The sequence below is a fragment of the Desulforamulus ruminis DSM 2154 genome (genome assembly GCF_000215085.1).
Lineage (GTDB): Bacteria > Bacillota > Desulfotomaculia > Desulfotomaculales > Desulfotomaculaceae > Desulfotomaculum > Desulfotomaculum ruminis.
The window spans coordinates 2,563,808-2,587,208 of the sequence record NC_015589.1; the positions used below are offsets into that span (position 1 = coordinate 2,563,808).

At 45.1% G+C, this 23,401-nt stretch carries 20 protein-coding genes; 9 read left to right on the forward strand and 11 right to left on the reverse strand.

All coding sequences use genetic code 11. The features are described from left to right. Nucleotides 1-775: 775 nt before the first annotated feature. Nucleotides 776-1,060, reverse strand: coding sequence for an HU family DNA-binding protein (locus tag DESRU_RS12785; protein ID WP_013842504.1), 285 nt, complete (start codon nucleotides 1,058-1,060; stop codon nucleotides 776-778). Nucleotides 1,061-1,413: 353 nt separating this feature from the next. On the opposite strand from DESRU_RS12785, the gene DESRU_RS21500 reads away from it, so the two are divergent. The 3 genes from DESRU_RS21500 to DESRU_RS21150 all read left to right on the forward strand — a co-directional run bounded on the left by DESRU_RS21500 (nucleotide 1,414) and on the right by DESRU_RS21150 (nucleotide 2,623). Then, a complete protein-coding gene (locus DESRU_RS21500) occupies nucleotides 1,414-1,689 on the forward strand; it encodes an IS110 family transposase (RefSeq protein ID WP_207635947.1) in 276 nt (91 codons plus the stop codon). After that, a complete protein-coding gene (locus DESRU_RS21505) occupies nucleotides 1,689-1,880 on the forward strand; it encodes an IS110 family transposase (protein ID WP_207635948.1) in 192 nt (63 codons plus the stop codon). Before DESRU_RS21500 ends, DESRU_RS21505 begins: the two co-directional genes overlap by 1 nt. Before the next feature lie 77 nt (nucleotides 1,881-1,957). After that, nucleotides 1,958-2,623 (forward strand): IS110 family RNA-guided transposase, encoded by a 666-nt coding sequence (locus DESRU_RS21150; protein WP_207635949.1) that lies wholly within the window; start codon nucleotides 1,958-1,960, stop codon nucleotides 2,621-2,623. Between the two features lie 657 nt (nucleotides 2,624-3,280). On the opposite strand, the gene DESRU_RS12795 is transcribed toward DESRU_RS21150, so the two are convergent. The 7 genes from DESRU_RS12795 to DESRU_RS12825 form a co-directional block, all read right to left on the reverse strand. After that, the gene (locus tag DESRU_RS12795) at nucleotides 3,281-3,670 is read right to left on the reverse strand and encodes a hypothetical protein (protein ID WP_013842505.1); all 390 of its coding nucleotides are present in this window, start codon (nucleotides 3,668-3,670) and stop codon (nucleotides 3,281-3,283) included. A 391-nt stretch (nucleotides 3,671-4,061) separates the two neighbouring features. Continuing rightward, nucleotides 4,062-4,448 (reverse strand): helix-turn-helix transcriptional regulator, encoded by a 387-nt coding sequence (locus tag DESRU_RS12800; protein WP_013842506.1) that lies wholly within the window; start codon nucleotides 4,446-4,448, stop codon nucleotides 4,062-4,064. 310 nt (nucleotides 4,449-4,758) lie between these two features. Then, entirely contained in the window at nucleotides 4,759-6,135 is a 1,377-nt protein-coding gene (locus DESRU_RS12805; protein WP_013842507.1) for a sugar phosphate nucleotidyltransferase, read from the reverse strand. Between the two features lie 74 nt (nucleotides 6,136-6,209). Further along, entirely contained in the window at nucleotides 6,210-8,279 is a 2,070-nt protein-coding gene (locus tag DESRU_RS12810) for a cyclic di-GMP-binding domain-containing protein, MshE-related (protein WP_013842508.1), read from the reverse strand. 15 nt (nucleotides 8,280-8,294) lie between these two features. Beyond that, complete coding sequence (locus tag DESRU_RS12815; protein WP_013842509.1) at nucleotides 8,295-9,242, reverse strand: glycosyltransferase family 2 protein; 948 nt, start codon at nucleotides 9,240-9,242, stop codon at nucleotides 8,295-8,297. Then, the gene (locus DESRU_RS12820) at nucleotides 9,242-10,864 is read right to left on the reverse strand and encodes an ArnT family glycosyltransferase (protein WP_013842510.1); all 1,623 of its coding nucleotides are present in this window, start codon (nucleotides 10,862-10,864) and stop codon (nucleotides 9,242-9,244) included. Before DESRU_RS12820 ends, DESRU_RS12815 begins: the two co-directional genes overlap by 1 nt. 445 nt (nucleotides 10,865-11,309) lie before the next feature. Further along, nucleotides 11,310-13,724 (reverse strand): DNA topoisomerase 3, encoded by a 2,415-nt coding sequence (locus DESRU_RS12825; RefSeq protein WP_013842511.1) that lies wholly within the window; start codon nucleotides 13,722-13,724, stop codon nucleotides 11,310-11,312. A gap of 361 nt (nucleotides 13,725-14,085) precedes the next feature. Between DESRU_RS12825 and DESRU_RS12830 the strand changes: the two genes are divergently transcribed. Continuing rightward, complete coding sequence (locus tag DESRU_RS12830) at nucleotides 14,086-15,216, forward strand: zinc-dependent alcohol dehydrogenase (protein WP_013842512.1); 1,131 nt, start codon at nucleotides 14,086-14,088, stop codon at nucleotides 15,214-15,216. Here DESRU_RS12830 and DESRU_RS12835 read toward each other — a convergent pair. Beyond that, complete coding sequence (locus tag DESRU_RS12835; protein ID WP_013842513.1) at nucleotides 15,206-15,667, reverse strand: GNAT family N-acetyltransferase; 462 nt, start codon at nucleotides 15,665-15,667, stop codon at nucleotides 15,206-15,208. The two genes, DESRU_RS12830 and DESRU_RS12835, sit on opposite strands and share 11 nt — an antisense overlap. A 386-nt stretch (nucleotides 15,668-16,053) precedes the next feature. On the opposite strand from DESRU_RS12835, the gene DESRU_RS20305 reads away from it, so the two are divergent. The 4 genes from DESRU_RS20305 (at nucleotide 16,054) to DESRU_RS12850 (ending at nucleotide 19,607) form a co-directional block, all read left to right on the forward strand. Then, on the forward strand, nucleotides 16,054-16,299 hold the full coding sequence (locus DESRU_RS20305) for a L,D-transpeptidase (RefSeq protein ID WP_207635950.1): 246 nt from the start codon (nucleotides 16,054-16,056) through the stop codon (nucleotides 16,297-16,299). 310 nt (nucleotides 16,300-16,609) lie between these two features. Continuing rightward, nucleotides 16,610-17,053 (forward strand): Hsp20/alpha crystallin family protein, encoded by a 444-nt coding sequence (locus tag DESRU_RS12840; RefSeq protein WP_013842515.1) that lies wholly within the window; start codon nucleotides 16,610-16,612, stop codon nucleotides 17,051-17,053. A 395-nt stretch (nucleotides 17,054-17,448) separates the two neighbouring features. Continuing rightward, nucleotides 17,449-18,351 carry a LysR family transcriptional regulator gene (locus tag DESRU_RS12845; protein WP_013842516.1) on the forward strand — a complete coding sequence of 301 codons (903 nt, stop codon included), beginning with the start codon at nucleotides 17,449-17,451 and terminating at the stop codon, nucleotides 18,349-18,351. Nucleotides 18,352-18,470: 119 nt separating this feature from the next. Next, nucleotides 18,471-19,607 carry a 5-methyltetrahydropteroyltriglutamate--homocysteine S-methyltransferase gene (locus DESRU_RS12850; protein WP_013842517.1) on the forward strand — a complete coding sequence of 379 codons (1,137 nt, stop codon included), beginning with the start codon at nucleotides 18,471-18,473 and terminating at the stop codon, nucleotides 19,605-19,607. Nucleotides 19,608-19,836: 229 nt separating this feature from the next. Here DESRU_RS12850 and DESRU_RS12855 read toward each other — a convergent pair whose 3' ends face one another. Together DESRU_RS12855 and DESRU_RS20895 are read right to left on the reverse strand one after the other, a co-directional pair. After that, complete coding sequence (locus DESRU_RS12855; protein WP_013842518.1) at nucleotides 19,837-20,940, reverse strand: mandelate racemase/muconate lactonizing enzyme family protein; 1,104 nt, start codon at nucleotides 20,938-20,940, stop codon at nucleotides 19,837-19,839. Between the two features lie 198 nt (nucleotides 20,941-21,138). Next, nucleotides 21,139-21,711, reverse strand: a complete 573-nt coding sequence (locus DESRU_RS20895) for a collagen-like triple helix repeat-containing protein (RefSeq protein WP_013842519.1) — start codon at nucleotides 21,709-21,711, stop codon at nucleotides 21,139-21,141. A gap of 352 nt (nucleotides 21,712-22,063) precedes the next feature. Here DESRU_RS20895 and DESRU_RS12865 point away from each other — a divergent pair, with 352 nt between their 5' ends. Continuing rightward, a complete protein-coding gene (locus tag DESRU_RS12865; protein ID WP_013842520.1) occupies nucleotides 22,064-23,035 on the forward strand; it encodes a hypothetical protein in 972 nt (323 codons plus the stop codon). Nucleotides 23,036-23,401 lie beyond the last annotated feature (366 nt).

Genomic DNA, 23,401 nt, shown 5'->3' on the forward strand with positions numbered 1-23,401 from the left:
CACCCACCTAAAAAGACAGTGTTTCCTGGGCAATAGTAAATTAACCAGATCCTTTGGAATGTCTGTTATCTCAACAATTTCATCTTCATCTATCCATGGGCCTTCACATAAAAACCATTTATAATCACAGCGAACCCTCCTTTATTTTCATTTAAGAATGACCTTAGATTTCATGCATTCATGTATTCCTTTGCAATCTATTACACCCTATGGTAATTATGGCATCTCATCAATCTAAGTTTTTTCATCTTTTCACCCCTATCTTAATATTTTAATTAATATTTGTGTTTTCATTTTTAAAAGTAAATAAATCTTGCCACAGATACTGTAATATATTTATTTTTGAACGATATGGTGAATATTACTTAAACCTATAGCACGGATAGTTTTAAGATCATAGTTCAGCTCCACCGGTATCTATTTTTCTCGTAACACAACCCTATCATTTCTCCCGGAATATCCCTCTGGCGGGATCTCTACGTTCCTATATAGCAATATCCGTCTTTTTAGCCATGTTCCGGTTCAATAAATCTAATTTTATATAGGCTGAGGGTTGATAAATTCGTTTCCCAGTGACTTTTTTAATTCCAAATTCGGTGTTATTTGATATTTTTCTTCCTCCCCTTTACTTTCTCTTTCCCTTAGATATACCTGGCAATTTAATGTTTCCAGGGATCTGGATAAGTAAAGAGACTACTCCATCCCCTTCCACATAAATCTATACAAATAAAAAGTCCCACTAAAAAGCAGGACTCAATAAGCTTCTTATTCTATTTTATATAGAAAACCGTCCTACAGCCTCTTTTAATGTTTTCCCGGCCTTAAAGACCGGAACTCGGTTGGCTGGAATGAAAATCGTCTCCCCAGTTTGGGGATTCCGGCCCTCTCGAGCCTTACGGGTTTTGGATTCAAAACTTCCAAAACCAACCAACTGAATCTTGTCTCCCTTGGCCAGCGCTTTCTCAACACTACTCAACACCGCCGATACGGCTCTATCTGCATCCTTTTGGGTTAAGTTCGCTTTCTCAGCAACCATGCTCACCAATTCCTTCTTGTTCATTGAATAACCTCCTTGTATGATATTGACCAACAGGTAAATTCCAGTTGGTCAATTTAATTTATTAAAAGTAATTGACCTTTGGGTTATCCCCTGGGACAATCACGGTAGAACCGATGACGGGGCAGTTCATCACCTCCTGCACTTTCAAGCGCTTTGTTAGACTGCTCCCCGGACCTGGCGGCAACCGCTTACGCGCGGGCTGCACGACCATTGAGGTTCTCCCTTCAGCAAGGAGCATCGCATCTATCTCTTTGGGTGAGTGCTCATCGGCAAGGTTGCTGTTACGCCAGGTTCCCAGGGATACCCCAACATTTTGGTTTCTTTCAGTTCACCTGAAAGGAGGTGTTGATAACATGGGTCGTAATCTGTTTGTCGGCATTGACATCGGATCCGACACCAATGTGGTGAAAATCATTGATGATACCGGGGATGATGTCTGTGGCTTCTCTGTTTCCAACGACCTCCCCGGAGCCGAAAAACTGGTGGATAAAGTGGTTGATGTCGCCAATACTATCCCCGCCGATAGTATTAAAATTGGCATGGAAGCCACCAACCTTTACTGGTGGCATCTGTCCTTGGCTCTCCATGACGATCCTCAACTCTCCGCTATGGGGGCCAAACCTTTGTAATGAACCCTAAGGTCGTGGACGGCTTTAAAAAGATCTACACCGATATGGCCAAGACGGACGCCTTAGACGCCCGGGTGATTGCCGATTGCTTGCGGTTTGGACTGGTCCGTCCAACACCACCTCCCGATATGAGGTATGCACCTCGCTATCACCTGGTCGCGAACCTAACCCGGGAAAAGAACCGGCCTTGAATCTGATTTTCCTTAAGTTCTCCACTTACCGGAAGGAGTGTCCCTTCTCAAATCTGTTTGGTCAAGCTTCCACTGCAGTGATAGGGAATCTAATTCCGGATGAAATAGCCAATCTGCCGGTGGAAGAATTGGTTGACCGGATGCTGCAGCACGGAAATCATCGCCTTAAGGATGTTCCCGAGATGGCTAAGGCGCTAAAACGGGCCGCCCGTAATTCCTATCGTTTAAACCCCAAAATGCAAGAAACGGTGGATATTACTCTGGCCATGTCCCTTGAGACCCTCCGGTTTTTTGAGCATCAGCAAAAGAGAATCGATCAGGCCATCGCCAAAGAGATTAAAGCCATACCACACACATTGGAGTCTATTCCGGGTATCGGTCCGGTTTACTCAGCCGGCATTGTCGCCGAAATCGGCGACATTTCAAGGTTTCACAACCATAATCGCCTTGCCAAATTTGCGGGCTTAACCTGGCGGCAGAACCAATCTAGCAAGTTTAACGCCCAGGATATTCCCTTAACCCGGTCCGGCAACTACTACCTGCGGTATTACTTTGTCGAAGCAGCCAACTCCGTCCGGATGCAGGAGCCGGAGTATGCTGCGTTCTACCGCAGAAAGTATGCCGAGGCCAGACATCATCATCACAAACGTGCTTTAATCCTTACGGCCCGCAAGTTCGTTCGCATGGTCTTTACGCTGCTGAGTGAAGGCCAAATCTACCGGCAAAGGAGGGTGAATTCATAAATATTTTACATTTTACTTTAACTTACATAATTGGGAGTCATTTACGATTGCTGGTAGGGATTTTTATTGTCTTTTTTACATAACGCTTAAAATTTTTTTCAATTTAGGGTCTTGCTATTTTACCGCGGGTCTAATAATTTGCATTGATCAGCTCTCGGTATTTCTTCTTGGCCTTCTAGGGGGAAACCGAGTATCCTATTTCAACCCGCTTCATATGAACCCTCCCTTGTCCTTGGATGATTTATTAATGGTCCAATGAAACTTCTCCTTGATTCCTTTTAGCCTATTCAACAACAAATATTTCCTTTCCTCGAAGGTGGTGACATACTCGGTTATTTCAAAATACGACGGGCCAGCAAAGAAAAGGGTGGTCTCCGGTCATATTTTTAAATGACGATTTCAAAGAAGAGATTCCACATAAGTATTGGCCAATCTCTCTTAATCCCGGTAATGCTCCCTGGTAGAAGATGTGTCAGACGGTTTCCCAAAGAGCGATAGCCCATAGGTTGCCTGTTCCCTCGCGTAATCTACATCCCAAACTGTGGTACCTCCTAGCTTATAGATAAGAAATATTATATGTGATTTAATACAGCATCTATATACACCTTTTAAAAAAATGTTTACTAACTTATAAATAAAAAGAAAAGCCCCGAAGGGCTATCCTAAAAACTTTGCCAATAATTCAAATGCCCTTAATGCTGATTCTGCCACCAAAGCAATACATGAGAAAAGAGTTGTTATATGAATCATACCGGCAACTTGACCTTTTCCGCAAGCCTGGGCGATATATCCGGACAACCAGCCAACCAATGCTGTCAGCAGCAAGCTGATAATTAGCGCTCCGGGCCTCCCAGGGCTAAAGGTAATAACAGCAATCCGGCCAATCACGTCGCTGCCTGTACTGGCCATAACCTGAGTCGGACTACCGGTAGCTGCTATATGAATGGCTATTAGCACAGTCCCGAAAAACCTAATTAGTTCTTTAATCTTACTCTTATTTATCTTCCTGGATTCATGGGCCTTCACGTAAAAACCAGTTATAATCACAGCGAACCCTCCTTTATTAACTTAAAATTATGACCTTAGATTTCACGCATTCACGTTTTCCTTTGCAATCTATACATATTTTTTCTTTACGTCTTATGTTAATTGTAACCACCAGGATCCTGAAATTCTATCTATTTGATCCAACCACCACTAACCAGCATATCCATTCTTTTGGATATCAACAATGCTTCGATCTATTTTTATGAAATCAATTTCATACTCCTGCGAAGTTAGAGACAATTCGTCTTTCAGAACTTTTTTGACTTATCTTTTCCGCCACCTCCCCCAGTGTGTCATATATTACTTCATTTAGATAAAATCCGCTTATTCTATTGATACTATTTGACTGATTGTCCATATTCCTGACAATTGAAAAAACCTATAAGGAAATTCAATCCCTTATAGGTTCCAGATAAAAAATGTCTTCAAATTTTGGATATCCACAGGCCCGAACGATTAATAACGCTAAGGTTACCGAAGGCTCATTTTTACCCGAGATGATTTTCTGAAGGTAAGTCCGGTCTATGCCAATTTCTTTAGCCACCTGGGTTTGGGTTTTCCCACTATACCGTACCGCCAATTTAATATCATTACAGAGTTTTACCTCATCTTTTAAGTACGGGCTTGGTTTAATTGATAAATACGGTTCTAATCCCTCGTTAAAGAGGTTTATAAAAAACTGTTTCTCCGTTAGCTTGGGATTCAGTTCTTTTGATTTTTTATAGATTTCATTCAGGAGTTGAATCAATTCTAACGGCAGATCAAGCACTTTTTCCATTTTAAAAATCCCTCCCTTGTGTGATGTATATGACCACACCAATTTAGAAATGCTATTCCATGGGAGGTGTATGTAAACATGCTTTCACACGGATCATACGGTGATTATTCGCCTTCAAATTACGATGTTAAAAAGGCTGCAGAGTCTCTTTCAAAATCCAGCGATAAGAAAGATGGCGAAAAGAAATAGCCAGAATGGGTCTGTATATACCATTCTGGCTATTTACTTCGACTCTTCGATTACGGCGCTTTCTCTGTTAGGAGAGTAGTCTGCATGGGTTTATAAAGGGAAATCACCGCACTCAGCCGACTTACCCCCGGCAAAACGCCTGGATATCCGACCAATCCAAAAATAGCCTTTCAATATCTTCTTCGACCAATAAAGACCCGCTTTGGCTTTCCACAATTTCCAGATCGGTAATGGCCCGGATGGAGTGGGCTACTCCCCTGGGTACTTTGAGAACATCTCCGGTTTGAATTTTGGAAATCCTCCCCTCCAATGCGAACTCTCCTTCTCCCCGTATGATAATCCACGTCTCATCCCGCAGGTGGTGTTTTTGGTAGCTTAAATTTTTACCCGCCTCAATTTTTAACCGTTTAACCAGTATTTCGTACGGTTGCGGTTCAGAATAGCGGGCGTGCTCCAGTACTTTATACCAGCCCCAGAAGCGTTCTTCGTACATGGGCCGCTGTTGGACCCGGGCCACTAGACCTTTGATTTGAGTACTGGCTTGTTTATCTGTAACTAGTACACCGTCAGGGCTGACCGCAACCACCGCATTATTGATGCCTTGCACAAGAACCGGGGTGTCCAGCTCATTAATCAGGTGGGTATTGCGGCAGTCCCCGGACATCATGCCGTTTCCCCAGACCGCTTGCGTCATTTCTTCGGTCAAAGTATTCCAGGTCCCCAGGTCTTTCCATTTTCCGGCATAAGGCAGCACCACCCGATGTTCCGTTTTTTCCACGACGGCATAATCAAAACTTTGTTTGGGCAAGGCCGTGTAGCCGGCCAATAAAGCGGAGTAATCGGCAGGAAGCCCCAATTCTTTAAGTTTTGACAGCAGAAACTTCAATTGAAAACAAAAGACACCACAGTTCCAAAGGGCGCCCTTTTCTATCAGGGCCAAGGCCTCTGCCCGCTGCGGTTTCTCCTTAAACCGCGCTACATAACGATAGTCTTTAGGCTCCGAATTTTCCTCAGGGACAATATAGCCGTACTTTTCGGACGGGGAATCCGGTTCGGCGCCAATCAAAAGCAGATTGGCCCCGGTGCTCCTGAGTACCGGTTCCGCTTTTTCCCGGATCAGGGTAAAGAATTCACCTTGGGTTAAAGCATCAATGGGCAATACGGCAATGATTTCGTCTACAGGAACCTTTTCCATCGTATAGAGATAGGCGGCTGACAGAACGATGGCCGCAAAAGTATCCCGCTGTTCCGGTTCGACGACGGTTTTAGGGTTTCCGTCCAACTGTTTATGGATCATGGCCACTTGCGGGCAGCCAACGGCAACCACGGTATCGTCCGCAAGCCCGGCCGTTTTCAGTTGTCTCCATACCCGCTGTATCATGGACTCCGGTTGTCCCTGGGCATCGGTCAATACTTTCAGGAACTGTTTGGCCCTTGCTTCATTGGACAAAGGCCATAACCTTTGCCCCGATCCCCCTGACAGTAAAATAATTTTCATTCTTATATCCCATCCTATATCGGAAATTAGGGACTGTTGGCCATTTCCAGCCTTCAAGGATTTTGGCCGGAAGATCAAGCACCGGCGTCCATATGATGCGGGGTTTTAGTCAGACCGTGATTGGTTTTCTCCCAGTAAAAGGGCCTAGTAGCCAATTGCCAGGCCGCTTTGTAAGCAGCCAAACTCATCAGCGCCCAGTAAATGGGCGTCAGCAGCGCGTATTTTACCAAACGGAACGACAGCATATAATCTTCTTTCTCATGCAGCTCGCTAATAACCCAGAAGGCGCCCACCACATTGCTGAACACAAAAAGAAAATTGCCGATAACGAGCTCAATGGCTGCCATGTAGTAAATGGGTCCGGGAAATAACATGGGAATCCAGGCCTTGTAAGTGGTAAACCACAGCAACATCAACAGCCATAAAAACGGATTGACCAGCGGCAGCAACGGAGTGGACAACACAATCACCTGCAGACCCAGCATGCCCTTGGTTCCGATTTGACGCCACAATCGCACCGGGTGCCGCATGTGCACCAGCCAGGTTTGCATATAGCCTTTGATCCAGCGCGATCTTTGCCGGATCCAGTTAGGCACCTGACTATTGGCCTCTTCCCAGGTTCTGGAGTTGACAATGCCCGTTGTATAGCCCAGGGCATACAAGCGGATGCCCAGATCCGCATCTTCCGTCACATTATAAGGATCCCACGCATTTAAACTTTTTAATATTTTTATTTTAAAATGATTGGACGTACCGCCCAGAGGGATGGGAATATCAAATTGCATCAGTCCAGGCAGCAGCAAATCAAACCACATGCTGTATTCCTGGGTAAACCACCTAGTTAAAATGTTTTGTTCGCTGTTGTAATAATTGAGTTTGGCCTGAATGCAACAACAGGAATCCGAACTTTTTTGAAAAGCCAGATAAACTTTTTTTAACTGATCCGGATCTGGACGATCCTCCGCATCGTAAATTACCACATATTCTCCCCTGGCGTTGATCAGACCATAATTGCAGGCTTTGGGTTTGGTTTTGGGGATGGAATGCGGCACCACCAACATGGTGTAATAAGGCTTTAAGTTCATAGTACGAAGAAGTTCCTGGGCTTCCACATCGTCTTCTTCAATCAGTAAGCGAATATCCAGCTTATGTTTGGGGTAATCCAACTGCTCCAAATTTCTCATAAGCTGAGGAATCACGCAACTTTCTTTATACATGGGAACTAAGATGGTATAAATAGGAAGATCCCGTTCATTAATGGCCGCAATTTCTTCTTCAGATATCCTGATCTGTGCACCTTCACGGATCCCTTTAAAAATCATCAAAAATTTAAACAAGGCCACTAAAAAATAAAGCACTTGAATCACAATGTTAATGATCAGTACTGTTTCCAATGTTGCCGTAATCATCCCGACCACGATCACGGCCAAAACGAGAAAAAGCACGGCCATTTGCGATTTGGTAAAGATAATGCTGGCCGATTGGTCCGGCCGCTCCTGAGCCAACTGCTCCGTGCTGATCTCCATTAGTTCGTGAGAATAAGCCAGGCTCCAAAGAGTTTCCATTTCCGCCGGAGTAACCAGGATTTGTTCAATGATACTTTGCTCCCGGCCCGCCAGAAGAATTTTTTCCAAACTGTGGATTTGATCCGGAGAAAGGGTTTTGAGTACAGCCACAACAACTCGCCGCCGGCTTTTGCCCACGACAATGGCCTGCATCTGAATGGCCATCTTTTCCGGAATTTTTATGGAAGAATCGATCTCTAACTGTTCCCCAAGCCGGCCCATTCCTTGCTGAGAAGCAATGGCCCGGTATAAGGTCTGCTCACTGACCATGTCCAAAGACAACAATATTTCGCCCAGAGCGCCGCCGCTCTTTTTTTGAAATTCCAGCGCCGTTTGCAATTGCTCTTCCGTCAGAACCCCAAGTTCTATCAGCAGCTCTCCAATTTTGCCCCGGTGCGGGATTAAGTTGGTGGCTTCAATGACTTTAGCTTCCTCAACCATTCCCAAATCTACCAAAATATTGCCCAGCAATCCGCCCTGGTTTTTTTGGTAAGCCAAGGCTTTCTGCAAATCTTTTTCTGTAAGCCAACCCTTTTCAATTAACAGTTCACCTAAACGGAGTGGTTTTTTTTCATTCATTCCTTTTCACCTATATTATTTGTTATGATCGACCATGGTGTTTTCGCTGATTAAATACCGCGGGCGGGATTTTACCTCATCGTAAATGGCGGCAATATATTCGCCGATAATGCCCAGACTCAGCATAATAATGCTGTTCATTCCCAGTAGCAGTAAAATTACCGTGGTAAAACCGGTGGAAGCAACTCCGGCCAATTTCATGTAGAGAGTCTGGATTCCCAGGATAATGGCCCCAACGAAAGAGAAAACCCCCACGAAGGTCACAAAACGCAGCGGCCAGGAGGTAAAAGAAACCACGGCGCTTAAGGCCAGTTTAAATAGCATAGCTGACTGCCATTGCGTCCTGCCTTCGATACGCGGCGGCACATCAAACTCAATTTGAAGCCGGGAAAAACCCAGCCAGGCGGTCATACCCCGAAAGAAAGTGATGCGCTCCGGCAGTGTGAGCCAAGCCTCTACCACCTGACGATCCAGAAGCTTAAAATCGCTGGCTCCGTGCAGATCGTAGCGTGTGAATTTATGCAGGATGCCATAAAAAAGCCGGGTGCCTAGTTTGTAACTGAAAGGTTCCTTGGTGCGGGTCCGTTTCACGCATTCCACAATTTTAACGGAACGGGAACGCCAGGCATCAATCATTTGCGAAATCAGTTCGGGCGGATGCTGAAGGTCCCCATCCATAATAATCACCGCTTGACCCCGGGCATGCTCCAATCCCGAGCAAATGGCCCGTTCTTTGCCAAAATTGCGGCTTAAGCGAATTCCTTCCAACTGAGGAATTGCGAAACGGAGGGTTAAAAGTTCCTTCCAGGTTTCGTCCTCGGATCCGTCATCAATCACAATCAGCTCGTAGGAGGGTGTGGACTGTGCGATAAATCCGGCAATGGTCTTTATCGTATGATGTAAATGCCGGGCCTCGTTTTTCATGGGAATCACTACGGAAATTTCAATCAATGGAGTGTTCATCAGAAACCTCCTCGTGTGCTGTTCGTAATTTTATAAAGGCGCCAGTCCAACCCGAAATCTTTCACCAGTTCCGCCCACTCCGCGCCATGTTCATACAGGTTCGGGTAAGCGTCGTTGATGGCGCTGAGAATAGAAGGAGATCCGGGCTTTGGAATCAGGAAATATTCAACACCATAGTCCGTGGGATGGGAAATGGCCTTTGCAAAATCATAATCGCTGGTAATGAAAAAGCGCTTAGGATACTTGCTTTGCAAGATAATATAATAAGCGGAGAAGGAATCCGTTAAAATCACGTTTTGAGAATAGTATTTATCTAGATAGCGGGCAATCTCTTCCTTGTTGCGCCACTCCTCATAAACCGCGCTGTGACGGCCGAAGCTATTTTGCAAAAAAGTATTTTCATCGGGGGCAATGGACGGCTGCGTGACCGCATAGGAAAGGATGCCAAAATTTAAAACCAGTGCAAGGAAAGGAATAGCAATATGCCATTGACGCTTGATTTTACTTAGCTCATAGGGCAACCAGGCCAAGGTAACCGGCAGAACATAAATGAAATAGCGCAGCCAGGCCAGTGTCGAACCTTTCAAGAGCATGACAACCTGGAGCATGGGGATGGAAATGAACAAAAGAATCAAAATTAGCGTATCCCATTGAAATAAGCGATGGTTTAATACTTTTAAAATTAAAATGGACATAAAAGGAACGGAAAACACCGCCACTTTTTTAAAAGCATAGAGGAGCGCAAGGAGTGGATTGCCAACCAAACTCCCGTAAATACTGCCATCCTCCAAATGGCCTTCAATTTGTGCTAAATTTGTGTAATTACCATTTAAAAAATTAAACGGGTTGCCCATGATAATGGCATTCAGCAAGAGCCAAAGAAAAATGGAATAAAACAAAGGGGTCGCCAGGATGGAGAGAACGCCTTCCGCTTTGGACCATAGGTATTTCAGACGGGATTCATGGGGCGGATGATGGGTCCTTTGCACCAGCATCACCCCGATCAGCCCAGCCAGGATCAAACCCCCGCCCAGCGGAACCGCCTCGTAGCGGCACCAAAAGGAGAGGGCCAAAGCAAAACTTGAAAGGGCTAAATCTCCCAGCCGTTTTCCATCCAGCCAGTTTAAAAAAGTAACGATGCTGACAATCAAAAAAAACATAAAGGGCGCATCACTCATGCCATTGAATCCGAAGATAAATATCATGGGATTCAGGGAAAACAACAGTGGGAAAACCACGGCCACCCACCCCGGGAGACCACGGCGTAGAAAAGCCTTGGTCACGAAAGCGGCCGTTAAGGAGGCAAAGATGGCGCACATGAGAAGTCCGGCAATTCCTTTGGTTGCCATTGCCGGAATCCAGGGATAAAGGAGCAAAAAGAGCAGATCCACCATACTGGGAAGAGGGTTCCAGACAAAGCCGATGGCCCCTAAATGGGGATCGCGGCTGTAGAGAACATAAAAAGCGTTGGCAACCCGGCTAATTCCGTCAGTATGATAATAGCCCACATAGACATTGTAGTAATAACCGGCCGCGCATTCCAAAATAAATATCAGAATTCCTACCAACCACACAAGCTTTCGGTGCCGGCGGTTTTGTAAAATTTCTTCAGGATTGGTCATGCATCCAGCCTTTCCGAATGTTTAAAATACATTATTAAATAATTTAAATAGTTACATAGATCATTATAACGCATACCTAAAAGAATAATCTTACTAACATTTTGGTAATAAAAACAAAATAAACCTTTGGTTTTTACTTAATATCCTTTCTAGTTTACAATATGATGCTGAACAATTTCTGAACAATTCTTAACCTTTTTTACCACAAAAATCTAAACGCAAACAAATCCCGAAGAAACGTTTGGAATTTGCTTGCGTTCTCATAAGAAAAAGATATCTTTAGGACCTACATAAAGCGATCAGTAAAATAATTTATTACAATTTTTACATGATATGAAGTCATCTCAGTGGTAAGTTACCCTGTAATTTGAATAAATATTTTTGTTTATTTGGAGTCGGCTAAAACAAACTCAGGTCTATGATAAAGGTTAAAATCGTCAGTCTCTTACCTTTTTGTAAATTCAAATTCTACTTTACCTTGATTTAATACCAATACCGCCTCAAAATTTTTTCCGGACTTGCTTTTAAACCCTTCCAGCATCCCGGTACGGCCTTGGGTCAGAAGTTCTTTAGCCAGAGTGAGCCCGATTTTCTTTTGGGCAATCTCTTTCCAGATTACAAATTTGCAGCCCTCTTTGTACCCGGTACAGCCGAAACCTTTGCTGCTTTCCACAACCCCTTTACCGCAAACCGGGCATGGGCCTAAAATGGCAGGACCCATAGAAGGGTTCGTTCCCGATCTGTTTTGGGCACGATCAGGAAAAGCAAATTCCACCCTCCCTCCTTCGCCAATCACCAGGGCGGCTTCAAAGGGCTTTCCCGATTTCCCTTTAAATCCTTTGAGGACGCCGGTTTTTCCTTTTGTCAGCAGGTCCTCCGCTTGTTTGAGGGTGATTTTCTTCCCGGCGATTTCTTTCCAGATGGCAAATTTGCAGCCCTCTTTGTACCCGGTGCAACCATAACTTCTTGGTGTTTCCGTCACGTCCCGCCGACAGACCGGGCAGATACCCAGGGATTTCTTTCCTTCAGCCACGCCGGCGTCTTCCTGGTTCCGGGCAAATTGAACCAGTTGCCGGGTATATTCTTTGATGCCTTTGATCCACTCCTCCGGTTCCTGCCGGCCTTCTTCCATCCGGCGCAGCCCTTCTTCCCAATCGGCCGTGAGTTCCACGGATTTAAGTTGTTCCGGGGCCAGATCAATGAGGGTTTCTCCTTTATCCGTTGGCAGCAGGTTCTTTTTCTCCCGGCGGATGTACCCCACTTGGATCAAACGCTCAATGATGGCCGCACGGGTGGCTGGAGTGCCAATGCCTCCGGCCTGTTTCAGTACTTCGGCCATATCTTTATTGTCAACCAGCTTACCGGCACTCTCCATGGCGGTCAGAAGGGTGGCTTCGGTATAGCGTTTGGGTGGTTTGGTTTGTTTCTCCTGGCTTTCTATATGGGTCATTTCCACGACTTCTTCCCGGGTCAAGGGAGGCAGGCTTTGGTCTTCGTTTTCTTCTCCTTTGGGGTCATGATTTTTCTCCGGGTTCCGATTATCCCGCCACAGAATTTTCCATCCGGCAGCCAATTCCATCCGGCCCCGGGCTTTAAATTTTTCCCTTCCGGCCTCGGTTACCACTTCGGTGACGGCATATCGGGCCTCAGGATAGAAGATGCTCAGGAACCGCCGGGCCACCAGATCGTAAATTTTTTGTTCCGCTTCCCTTAGGGAGGCCTTTGTGGGGTCTGCCGCCGTGGGGATGATGGCGTGGTGATCGGTAATCTTGCCGTCATCCACGTAGCGCTTGCTGAGTTCCGGCAGGGGCTCCGGTACAAAAGGCGCGTACGAGGGCGCCTTTTTCAGTGCTGCTAGGCGTTCCGGTAAGGTGCCCAACATGGCCTTGGATAAATGACGGCTGTCGGTCCGGGGATAGGTCAGCAGTTTGTGTTTTTCATACAAAGCTTGGGCCAGGTCCAGGATTTGCTGGGCGGTGAAGCCATACTTACGGTTGCCCTCTTTCTGCAGATCGTTCAGGTTGAATAAAAAGGGGGGCCGCTCTTTGACTTCTTTTTGTTCCAGGGAGGTCACCCGGCCTTGGACCGGAAGCCCTTCGCCGGTGAGTTGGCGGATCAGGGCTTGGGCGACCTCCGAATTCTCCAGCCGGTCTTCTTTTCCCCGGAACCATTTGCCTCTGTAGCTTCCCTGATCCGCCTGAAAGATGGCCCAAATTTCCCAATAAGGGCTTGGTTTGAAATTCTTAATTTCCCGTTCCCGGACCACCATCAGATTGAGGGTGGGTGTCTGCACCCGGCCCACGGAGAGAACGGTGCCCTGGCGGAGGGTGAAAGCCCGGGTGCCGTTGATGCCTACCAGCCAGTCCGCTTGTCCCCTGGCCTCAGCCGCTGCGGCCAGGTTGTCATAGTCCCGACCGTCCCGCAGTTGATTGAAGGCGGCTTTCACCGCCGCCGGGGTGGTTTCCGACAACCACAGTCTTTTAATCGGCTTTCGGCATTCACTGTACCGGTAGATCCGACGAAAAATGGACTCTCCTTCCCGGCCGGCGTCGCAGCCATTGACCACCTGGCTTACCTCCGGCAAATGGAGGAGTCTTTTCAGGATTCTGAGCTGTTTGACCGATCCGGCAATTTCAACCAGTTGAAAAGAATCCGGAAGGATGGGCAAGGTGGCTAGCTGCCATTTTTTGAAGGCCGGATTATAAACCGACGGATCCGCCAGTTCCACCAGATGACCAAAGGCCCAGGAGATGATGTGCTCCCGATTTTCCAAATAGCCGTCCTTTCGTTCAAAGCGGCCCAGTACCGCTGCAATATCTTTAGCCACCGATGGTTTTTCAGTGACGATCAGTGTCTTCATTAGGAATTCCCCTTCCAATGTCTAAACCATTTCATTTTTTATATGAACCAACTGCACATTAAGTATGGCTTGAAAACAACTTGTCCAGAACACCCTGTATTCTTCCAATTTGTTTATATCTCCTTCAGGAATCAAAAATTTTCCGTGGTTTATCAAAGAACTCTGCCTATCTTAACGATAACAGATTCAAGTATTTGATCTCTTGTAAAAACCAAATGCCTCTCTTAGACCACTAGGCCCGAATGAATACTTTAAATTTCCTGGGGTAGTTTAATGTTAGATTATCTGCATTGGATATATAAAAATAAACACCGGCTGATAAATGTCAACTGCAAAGGGATTTTAAAAGGAGGAAATTAATATGAAGGCCATTACATACCAGGGTGTAAAAGATATTAAGATAAGCAATGTGCATGATCCCAAGATTGAAAAGCGTGATGATGCCATTATTAAAGTAACTTCCACGGCAATTTGTGGATCGGATTTACATCTGATTCATGGCTTGGTTCCGAACATGCCCAAAGACTTTATTCTGGGTCATGAAACCATGGGAATCGTGGAAGAAGTGGGACCAGAAGTAACCAAGATCAAGAAGGGGGACCGGGTCATTGTGCCCTTTCCGGTGGCCTGTGGACATTGCTGGTACTGTGAGCATGACCAATACAGCCTATGTGATAATTCCAATCCGCACGGAGAAGTGGGCGGGATTCTGGGATATAGCGAAACCTACGGTGGTTATGCCGGAGGACAGGCAGAATACTTGCGAGTCCCCTATGCCAACGTAGGTCCTTTGAAGGTACCCGATGAGTTGACAGACGAACAGGTATTGTTTTTAACGGATGTTCTGCCGACATCTTACTGGGGTAATCTCATTGGTGGGGTAAAGAAAGGGTCTACTGTTACAGTATTTGGTTGCGGTCCCATTGGTTTGATGGCACAGAAATTTGCATGGCTTTTAGGAGCTAAACGGGTTATTGCCGTAGATTACATCGGCTATCGCCTGGAACATGCTAAAAAATTTAATAAGGTAGAAACAATAAATTTTGAGGATTATGACAACACTGGATCTTATATCAAAGAGTTAACCAAAGGCGGAACCGATGTTGTCATTGACTGTGTGGGCATGGATGGTAAAATGACCTTGGCCGAAATGGTAGAAACAGCTTTATTGCTCCAGGGAGGGGCCATGTCTGCCATTAATATGGCAGCACAGGCCGTTCGCAAAGGTGGTACTGTTGCGCTGGTGGGAGTCTACGGTATGCGCTACAATGCCTTTCCTCTAGGTGACTTTTGGAGTCGGGGTATCACATTAAAAATGGGGCAATGTCCGGCTACCGCCTACGTGGAACACTTGTTGGAATGGATTAAAGAGGGGAAAATTGACTCTACGGATATCATTACTCATAAATTGAGGCTGGACCAGGGAGAACGGGCTTATGAGGTTTTTGATCGCAAAGAGGATAATTGTATAAAAGTTGTGCTTAAACCGTAAATCTATCTATAGTATAACAAAACAAAGGCAAAAGACGCCCTGGTATTGATCCTGAGGAAACTTCTCCTATTTGTTTGGCTCCCATAGCTAAATAAAATCCTTTTGCATTTGGATCAGAATCAATTAATATGCTATTAAAGCCAAGCTCTGTTGCTTTTTTAACTGCATGCAACCACAAACTTCTGCCATATCCATGGTTAATTTTAGATGGCTCTATAAATAGATAATCAAGAGATGCTTCAGAATCCTTTCCACTCATACCATAGAAACCCCAAATTTGCTCATTTTTCAGGACATATACCTGGGAGGTAGCTATATATTCAGGAGATAGAACCAATTCCTGACAACATCGTTCTATAAAGTCATTGTTATAACCCCAAAATTTTTTAGATCGTAATGCTAGGGCACTAAGCTGTAGTGATTCCTTTTGCAAGGCACGTCTTATAATCACTCTCTCATCTCCATTTGAATAATAAGGTCGTTTTAAGCGAAAATAACCTTGATAGCATTATGGCCTTTTATTCTTTAAGAAATCTGGCATTAGGAGATGGTCCATAATTTTTTCCTGCTTTCATAATGAATCCTCCAGTTTTAAAAATGATTAAAATAAAAACCTGCATCAGTATTTTGTCTCCACAAACCATTCTAACAGAGGCATGCTCACTATCCTAGGGCATGCCGCTTTAATGGGCTGCAAGCAGTCGGACTCTATCCCCTGACTTGGTACTACATAAATATAATTGGTTTGCAATGAACCAAAACAAAGCGATGCCATAGGATATTATTAATAGCTAAAGAAAGTAGGTGAATCTTATGAATTCCAATTGTCCACATATATTGATTAATCTTTCCACCCGCCGCCTTGCCTACCATAAAGGGGATGGCCATTTAAACGAGTACCCTGTGGGGATCGGCAAGACCTCCACTCCAACACCAACAGGCACCTATGCTATAAGTGAAAAAGCAATGAATCCCCTCTCGGCCGAACTTGGAACCCGACTTTTACGACTCTCCAATACCAAAACATGTATCCATGGAACAGACGATCCGGTTTCAATCGGTAACCTCGTCTCCGGCGGCTGAATCCGAATGTATAATCAGGATATAGAGGAACTTTTCCAGATGGTTGAGACCGGTACGCAAGTTTTCATTATTTCCGAATAGCCATCCTCTAAAATATCCTGCAGGCCTGATTTCAGGCCTTTATATATTTTATACACCAAATAACCCTTTTACCGAAGATCTTCTCGGGAATATGGTGATGATGGATAGACTCATCGGCAGCAGCTTATTTGCTTGATTTTACAGCAGTACGCTGTACTGAATAAATATGAATGTATTTGTAGAATATAAATAGACAAAACTAACAAGCATTTAGGAGGTCATAGCTATAATGTCTTTAATTCCTCATGAACCATTCCGTCATTTAGATAATATTAGACGGGAGTTTGATCGTTTTTTAACTTCGGAAATCCCCGCGATCAGAACGAGCTTGGCCCAAAACTTTGGTAACCCCAATATTGATATTTACGAGACTGAAAACGATGTTTTAGTAACTTGCGATCTTCCGGGTTTGGAAAAGAAGGATGATGTCAATATCCATATTGATAATAATCTTCTAACCATTAGCGGTTCTGTAAACAGGGTTAACGAAATGAAGGAACATCATCTGCACCGGCAGGAGCGTTTTTCCGGACATTTTCAACGCTCGATCAGCTTGCCCTCTCGTGTTTCGGCAGAAAATGTAAAAGCAACCTACAAAAATGGTGTTCTGGAAATTCGGATGCCTAAGCTGCAATCGGATACAAGAAAAAGAATTGACGTTGATTTTAATTAAGCAGATGGCCCTTGCGTGGATTTAATCAATACCAGATTAAAAGGCGTATGGCAAAACTACTTTTTAATAGCGTGCCAAAGACAGGCAGATAACACAACGAATAACCGGCTATTTAGAATAGAACACGGATTTAACGGATGGTATGGATTGGCGCGGATTTTTTAAAGATTTAAAAATCCGTAAAAATCAGTGGAAATCTGTAAAACCCGTGTTCTATTATTTTTTAGAAATAGCTCATGATGGGGAAATGACCAAACTGGCCATTCTGAAAGATCGCCGGAAATAGTGGCTGCCCTTATTAAATAAAGAAGGTTTAGAGCAAAATTGGAGAATAAATAATTATGCCGGACCAATGCAATTGACAGGAATTTAAAATCAAGAAGGAGGATCATTCATTGACGCTCCAGCAATTGAAGTATGTCATTGAGGTAGCCAGTCGCGGCTCAATGAATGAAGCGGCGAAACGGTTGTTTATATCTCAGCCCAGCCTCTCAAACGCCATCAGAGACCTGGAGGAAGAACTCCAGATTACGATTTTTGAGCGCACCAATAAAGGCATTTCCCTTACCACCGAAGGCGCAGAATTTCTCGGCTATGCACGCCAGGTCATGGAGCAGGCGGAACTACTGGAAAGCCGGTATCTGGACGCCAAACCCTCTCCTCAGCACTTTTCAGTTTCCACCCAGCATTACGCCTTTGCGGTCAATGCCTTTGTCCATCTGGTTCGTGAATATGGTCTGGATGAATATGAATTCGCTTTACGAGAAACCAAAACCCATGAAATTATTGAGGATGTAAAGAGTCTGCGCAGCGAGATTGGGATATTGTATCTTAATGAATTTAATGCCAAAGTCATTAACAAGCTGCTGAAAGCTGCAAATCTGCAATTCAACAGCTTATTTAAGGCCAAACCCCACATTTTCATTAGCATTAAGAATCCGCTGGCCCGGCAATCCATCGTTACCATCGACCAGCTTCAACACTATCCCTACCTTTCCTTTGAACAGGGGGAATATAATTCCTTTCATTTTTCCGAAGAAATTCTCAGCACCTTATCGCATAAGAAAAGCATTCGGGTCAATGACCGGGCAACACTTTTCAATTTATTAATCGGTTTAAACGGATATACCATTTCTACAGGGGTACTTAGCGCCGATTTAAATGGCAATGAAATCATCCCGGTTCCCTTAGCCTGTGATGAAACCATCAATGTGGGGTGGATTTGCCATAAAAATATTGCGCTTTCCAAGCTTGCCTCGGCTTATATTGAAGCACTCCGGCAGGCAATTGCGGAATAGATGGATGGTTATAGCATTAGGCTATAGCTAGCTATAGAAAATTGGAGTTACTCTATAACCAAACATTTGTGGTATCTTTCTGGTAGCAATATAATTACTAGGCTAAAGGAGAGAACCGAATGAGTAATTCCTTTGCAGGTGCAACCCAAAGAACCTTATCCCCTTTTCGTTATGACATAGTCGGCAGTTTCCTGCGTCCCCAAAGACTCAAAGAAGCCAGAAGCAAATTCCAAAACAAAGAGATTTCCGCCGACCAATTGAAATCCATTGAGGATCAGGAGATTATCAGGCTGGTGGAGAAACAACTATCTGTAGGGCTTAAGGCGGTTACAGATGGGGAATTCAGACGGTCCTGGTGGCATCTTGATTTTATGTGGGGCCTTGATGGCGTGGAAAAGGTATTTCTGGAAAAGGGTTACCAATTTCAAGGTGTGGAAACCCGAGCGGAAACGGCGCGGTTGTCCGGAAAAATTGGTTTTTCCAGTCACCCTTTCATCGAACACTTCAAATTCCTGAAGCAGGCTGCCGGCGAGGCGGCCATTGCCCGTCAGACCATACCTGCTCCCGCCCAATTTCTAGCAGAGCTTCAGCGTGCAGAGAACAAAGCCCGCACCGATGCTTTTTACAGCAGCAGCGATGAACTGGTAGCCGACATCGCAGGCGCCTACCAAGCTGCCATCCGCGCCTTTTATGAAGCGGGCTGCCGCAGTCTGCAACTGGATGACTGCACCTGGGGGATGCTTTGCGACAAGAATTACTGGGAAGCACGGCAACAGGAAGGGATCAAAGTTTCTGATATTGCCAAGCTATACGCCCGTGTCAACCAAGAAGCCATCACCGGCCTCCCTTCCGACCTGATCATTACCCTCCATGTCTGCCGGGGCAATTATCAATCCACCTGGGCATCCTCGGGCGGCTATGAGCCTATTGCACAATTTCTTTTTGGCATTGAAAATATTAGCGGGTATTACCTGGAATTTGATACCCATCGCGCCGGGGACTTTACTCCACTGAGATTTTTGAAAGACCAACAGGTTGTACTGGGACTGGTTTCCTCCAAAATCGGTACATTAGAGAATAAGCAGGATGTTATCAACCGTATTAAGGAAGCCGCCCAGATTGTGAATATCAACCAACTTTGTCTCAGTCCTCAATGCGGATTCGCCTCCACGGAAGAGGGAAACAAGCTGACAGAAGAGCAGCAGTGGAGTAAGCTTGCCTTCATCCGGGAAATTGCCAATGAAATTTGGAAATAATTTATGTACAGAACGGGATAAATTTAAAGGGCCTGTCGCCAAATGCCTGAAGAACAGCAGATAACTCAGCGAACAACCAGGCTAATAAGAAATAGAACACGGATTGAACGGATGATGCGGATTTTAATTGACAATTAAAAAATCCGTGGAAATCCGTAACATCCGCGTTCTATTCTCTTTTTATTTTTGAGCCATAAAGGACAGACTCTAGATTTAATTTACTGTTTGATTAGCCATTAAAAGCATATTCCTTCAGAAACTGTTGATTAATGGTTACCCCCCATCCTGTAGACTCCGGCACAAGGAACTTACCATTGCGTATAACCAGCGGTTCTTCCAGCAAATGTTCCCTGAGGGGATTGGGATTGGCGTCAAACTCCAGCCAGGGCGCATCCACAATGGCTGCATAGTGGGCCCCTACCACATTGGAAAGGGCTGTGCCAAAAATGTGGGGCAACGCCGTTACATTATGTTCTACGGCTTTATCTGTTACTTCCAGGGCCGCACTCAAACCACCTGCCTTGGCCAGATCCGGTTGAATAAAGTGAATGGCACCGGTGGAAATAAAGTCTACAAATCCTTGGCCGTACAAATTTTCGCCTAAGGCTAAGGGAATGGTGGTGCTATGGGCCAATTTCATGACACCGGTTAAGTCATCGGCCGGTAGAGGTTCCTCCAGCCAATAGGGTTGAAAGGACTCTAATTTTTGTACCATACCCAGGGCTTGCCCCAAACTCCAACCCTGGTTGGCATCCAGCATTAAGGTCTGTTCTCCCCATACCCGTCTGGCATCAAGCAAATTATTTAGGTCGATCTCTTCTCCAAAGCCCACTTTAATTTTAGCGGCAGTAAAACCGGCAGCTTTCGCACGGCTCAAAAAACCGGCCACATCATAGGGACCAATACCGCTGGCATAAACGGAGATTGGTTTGGGATTTTTCTTAAAAAGACCATAGACCGGCCGACCCGCCGCTTTAGCCGTAATATCCCATAGGGCCAGATCCACCGCGCTGATGGACTGGGCTATGGGACCAATGGCTCCCCACTGCCGGGCCACAAGGGCAAAGCGCTGCACCAGTTGTTGATAGACCCTGCGGGGTTCGGTTGACCCCAGTTCCAGCAGCACCTCACAAACCGCAGTTAAGGTGGCCATTCGCTCTTGAAGCCCCCAACCGGGATAGTTGATCCAGGATTCACCCCAGCCAATCATTCCTTCAGCGGTTTCTAAACGTAAAAGACAACCGTTCCGATATTTCATGGTGCCAAAGGATGTTTCAATAGGTTTATCCAAAGGTACGCTCAATGGAAATATCTGATAAGTACCGATCTTCATTACTCTAGCAGCCTCCTTTTATTCACTGTACATTCTTAATTATATCGAAGATTGAGCGTACTAGGAATTGCTTTTGTACGGTAGAGATACATTCTGCGGTCTTTAAAAAAGAAAAACAAGGCACCCCGCCGGATACACACTTCCGACAGGGTGCGCTAGATCTAGACAGAGGACGGATTTTATTCAATATACCAATTGCTAGGTGGCTAATTGTAAGATTACCATATTCGCCTGTACGGTTGTGGGTCCTATAAATACGTCATTGCCAGTGGCATTGATCAGTGTCAGTACGCCCGGGGCGGCAGCCACAGTGATTAAATCAGATCCTGACATTTGGTCGCTAAGAATCGGTGTCGAAGCGGAAGATAAGGGATTTCCGTCAAGTACAAGGGAAAAAGTAATGGTTGGAGCAACAGTTGAACCATCTACCGCAATCCACCAACTAACATAGTAGTTTCCTGGCGCGGCAATTGTAATTTCTCCGTTTACCACATTTAGTGACAGATCCGCACTGGGACTATTGATGACCGTATTAAAAGGAATCGCATCCCCATCGGCCATGGTTTGAAATGTACCGGTAATATACTGCGCTTGAAGTCCTGAAAGCACTCCGGCAGGGCCGGTGGGTCCAGTAGGCCCAGTGGCTCCAGCGGGGCCGGTGGCTCCGGCAGGACCGGTGGGACCCGTCGGGCCAGTGGGGCCGGTAGCCCCGGTAGTTCTAGTGAGGCCGGTCGGGCCTAAAAAGGCTCTATCCTCGCTGTTAGAAGTCATGGCTATCTCCTCTCAATAAATCTGATATATATTTCCGAAATCCAGAAGCACGTTTCTTTGCTAACACTATCTTAGACCTGCGCAAAAATCCTTACAAAACATATACTTGCACTTCTACAATATACGTAAAAAATACTAAAGTGTGTTATAGGCTGGACCTTACCTACGCTTTCTTGCTCCTATTTTATGTTTGCGTGATTTCAAAACAAAATTTTCAGTTGAACTAGGCATGACTTTATATCAGAATATTGCAACATTAACAGGGTATCTAAGCACCCCTTGGTAACTCCGCACATAGTATGCAATAACTGCTGCTTATTGGCAGATCCTCTAAATATAGGAGGGAATACTGATGGGAAATATCTCCTTACAAATAGAACGGTCGGCCTCCGGTAACGTCGAAGCAGGAGAAGCTGTTATTTTTGACACCATTATCTCTTCCGACGGTAATATAAGTTACGATCCCTTAACCGGCATCATTACTTTCAATGAATCCGGCAGATACATCGTCAATTGGTGGGTAGCAACCCAAGGGGCTATGACCCTGAGCGGAGCAGCCTTTGCCCTTTCATCTTCACAATTAGACTTTATTGAGGGAAGCTCAGCGTCAAAAATCGGGCAGATTACCGGCTTTGGCATGATTAAGGTAAATGTAGCTCCCGTCTCTCTATCTTTAATAAATGCAAGCACGGGAACGATCCTTTATTCATCGGCGCCGCCAAGCAAAGCCATGCTTTTCGTATCCCTTGACGGGGGTTTAGCAGACACCTCCCTCTGTTTTATCACTGCACAGTATACCCACATTATTAAACAACTGCTGGCACTTTACCCAACCAGCGTAATGTCGGTTTTCACAACCAATACCGGTACCATAACGGGCACCCCTTATCAGGTATATACTTCGCCGGAAGCCAATGATGGGGGACTCTTTATATTGATCAACAGCCTTGGACAATATGAAACCATTCCCCTCATGGCTATAACCGCCATTTATATCGGTGCGGACACAGTATACAATCCGTCGATAACCTATCTTCCGGCACCCGCTCCTCTTCCTCCGGGATGTGATACAAACTTAATGACAGCCATTCACGATTATTTGCCCGTACCAACAGAGGTTATCATTTATGTGGGACCACTTACCCAGGCTTCCGGTGAGATTTATAGAAATGAATACGGTGTTATCGTGCTTTCTGATGCGGATGGCAATACTCCCATTTTTATTCCGGTCAATCAAATTGCCAGGATTATTACCAATCCGCCTGAATTAAATAAAACTAATGTCAAACCCGTTATAAAAAACTTGACCGATATAGAGAGTTAATAAAGGTGTCATAAAGCAAGGTTTTGGTTAACAAAAGAAATTGGAAAAAGCTTTCATTCTGTCGATTATAAAAAGTATTTGGTTTTTAGCTTGACTTCATGATCAGGAAAGCGGATAATAAAGTTGTGCATGCAAATACTCAAAACAATTTAATAGCTCCACCATTGAGACGTTCATAAACCCTTAGACTGCGGGAACAGTTTAGGGGTTTTTAGCTACTTAATACAATCCGGGTCCTTTTCAGTTATATTTGAGCTAAACAGCATACCAAGGGCTACTTCTCTTTTCGGCGACTATCCTGAGCGGCAGGATAGTCGCCAAGTATTATTTTTACAAGTAACTACAAACTAAAATTTTCTATAAATA

Excerpts from the sequence above, each read along its gene's own strand:
- DESRU_RS12785 (WP_013842504.1), bottom strand. The coding sequence starts at position 1,060 with ATGAACAAGAAGGAATTGGTGAGCATGGTTGCTGAGAAAGCGAACTTA.
- DESRU_RS21500 (WP_207635947.1), top strand. The coding sequence starts at position 1,414 with ATGGGTCGTAATCTGTTTGTCGGCATTGACATCGGATCCGACACCAAT.
- DESRU_RS21505 (WP_207635948.1), top strand. The coding sequence starts at position 1,689 with ATGAACCCTAAGGTCGTGGACGGCTTTAAAAAGATCTACACCGATATG.
- DESRU_RS12800 (WP_013842506.1), bottom strand. The coding sequence starts at position 4,448 with ATGGAAAAAGTGCTTGATCTGCCGTTAGAATTGATTCAACTCCTGAAT.
- DESRU_RS12805 (WP_013842507.1), bottom strand. The coding sequence starts at position 6,135 with ATGAAAATTATTTTACTGTCAGGGGGATCGGGGCAAAGGTTATGGCCT.
- DESRU_RS12810 (WP_013842508.1), bottom strand. The coding sequence starts at position 8,279 with ATGAATGAAAAAAAACCACTCCGTTTAGGTGAACTGTTAATTGAAAAG.
- DESRU_RS12815 (WP_013842509.1), bottom strand. The coding sequence starts at position 9,242 with ATGAACACTCCATTGATTGAAATTTCCGTAGTGATTCCCATGAAAAAC.
- DESRU_RS12820 (WP_013842510.1), bottom strand. The coding sequence starts at position 10,864 with ATGACCAATCCTGAAGAAATTTTACAAAACCGCCGGCACCGAAAGCTT.
- DESRU_RS12825 (WP_013842511.1), bottom strand. The coding sequence starts at position 13,724 with ATGAAGACACTGATCGTCACTGAAAAACCATCGGTGGCTAAAGATATT.
- DESRU_RS12830 (WP_013842512.1), top strand. The coding sequence starts at position 14,086 with ATGAAGGCCATTACATACCAGGGTGTAAAAGATATTAAGATAAGCAAT.
- DESRU_RS12840 (WP_013842515.1), top strand. The coding sequence starts at position 16,610 with ATGTCTTTAATTCCTCATGAACCATTCCGTCATTTAGATAATATTAGA.
- DESRU_RS12850 (WP_013842517.1), top strand. The coding sequence starts at position 18,471 with ATGAGTAATTCCTTTGCAGGTGCAACCCAAAGAACCTTATCCCCTTTT.
- DESRU_RS12855 (WP_013842518.1), bottom strand. The coding sequence starts at position 20,940 with ATGAAGATCGGTACTTATCAGATATTTCCATTGAGCGTACCTTTGGAT.
- DESRU_RS20895 (WP_013842519.1), bottom strand. The coding sequence starts at position 21,711 with ATGACTTCTAACAGCGAGGATAGAGCCTTTTTAGGCCCGACCGGCCTC.
- DESRU_RS12865 (WP_013842520.1), top strand. The coding sequence starts at position 22,064 with ATGGGAAATATCTCCTTACAAATAGAACGGTCGGCCTCCGGTAACGTC.